Raw genomic sequence first — 1,666 nt, 5'->3', positions numbered from 1 at the left:
GAGTGCGGCTCATTACATCAGCGAAAAAAAGTGATTGCCAAACGGCCGTAAACAACAAGTTGGTAAAAATCAGTGGTGCGAGTTGAGAGCCGCTACTGGCCAGTTGATAGGCTTTTGCACGAAACACTTGAGTATTGATGATCAACATCGACATGACTAATAGCCACAGCACACTAGGCTCAACGGATAGTGAGAATGAATGAGCCCCCAACAGTCCAGAGCCATCGTTGATAAGCACCAAAGGCAGAATAAATAACGCGGCAAAGCTAAACGCCCAGAAGTTGATCTCTAGCGGTGACATATTACTTTTGCTGACTTTATACAGCGTCAATTGTGAGCCGGAGTTAAACAGACCGCCAGCCAAACCAAGCAGTAAGTCGTATCGCAAAGTAAATTCGCCTTCCGTTCCAGCCAACAACACCACACCACTAAACGCCATCACAATACCAAAAACGGTGGACGTACGAATTTTTCCATGCCAGACAAGCTTCTCAATCACAGGCATAAACAACGGGCCTGTAGCAAAAAGGACCACACTTTCGACCAGCGTTAACGTTTGAAGAGACGCAATAAAACACAATTGAGACAGACCAATACAAAGTGCGCGTAGCAAAGTGGGCTTCAACTCGGTCGATTTCGGCAGTTTGATGCCTTTCGGGATCAGAACTAAGAGCAAGATAACCGCAGGTAGGAAAAATCGTAGAAAACTGAACATGGTTACCGAAAGCGCCTCAGACAGCTGCTTTGCTAGCAAGCCCGTAACAGATAAGCTTAATGTAGACATCAACATAAATACGATGGGTTTGTGAACGTGATTCATTAGATACTCCTTAATTCTCGGAGCATTTTATGAAAAGTGACTTTATAGAAATAGCGAGTAATATTAACCACTATTGTAAGCAAAACTTACACATTGAAAACAGGTTCGTTCCATGCGCAAATTAGTACCATTAAAATCCATCTACGCGTTTGTGGCGGTGGCGGAATCAGGCAGTATGACGGAAGCCGCCCAGCTTCTGAGCGTTAGCCACTCGGCGATCAGCCAAGCGATTAAATCTCTCGAAAGCCAAGTAAACAAACCGCTTTTTGACCGCATTGGACGCCATGTGTACCTCAATACGGAAGGCAAAAAATACTACCGCAAAGTCGCGCCAGCGTTAGAACAAATCGTCGATGCAACCGAAGCACTGATGCACGATCAAAACTCTCAACGCATTACGCTAAACATGGTGAATTCCTTGGCACTGCATTGGTGGATCCCACGTATGCCACGCCTTCAAGCCTATGCGCCCCAACTTGATGTGCGCCTATCTAACCTTTCTGGACGGTTCAATTTGGAACAAGAAGGCGTTGATGCTGCGTTGGTGCATGGCAACCCTGAAGAGTGGCAAGACTACTATTGCGAAAAGCTCAGTGAAGACGAACTGGTATTAGTGTGCAGCCCTGATCTCATCGACCACAGCAATCCAGTTAACCTTTCTGACATCTTAAAGACGTATCCGCTCATTGAGGTCACGAATGAGCGCAGAAAACACGATTGGCAAGTCTGGTCAGACGCGATAGGAGTCGCTCGTCCAAAAAACAAAAAGCCGATCACTTTTAATATGTCGATTCAAGCGGTACAGGCAACCACGCGTCGTTTGGGTGTGTTGGTGACTCACCGTTT

Annotated in this window: 2 protein-coding genes; one reads left to right on the top strand and one right to left on the bottom strand. The window is 46.2% G+C overall.

What is annotated here, in order from left to right; genetic code table 11:
- Window positions 1-820 (bottom strand): DMT family transporter (locus tag R7P67_RS23660; protein ID WP_318086172.1); only part of this gene is annotated, 820 nt, incomplete at its 3' end.
- Between the two features lie 112 nt (window positions 821-932).
- Here R7P67_RS23660 and R7P67_RS23655 point away from each other — a divergent pair.
- On the top strand, window positions 933-1,666 hold a 734-nt coding region (locus tag R7P67_RS23655; protein WP_318086171.1), incomplete at its 3' end, for a LysR family transcriptional regulator.

It is taken from the genome of Vibrio sp. Vb0937, assembly GCF_033338855.1.
Note: the sequence above shows the minus strand (reverse complement) of the source record. Positions and strands in the feature narration are given on the sequence as shown.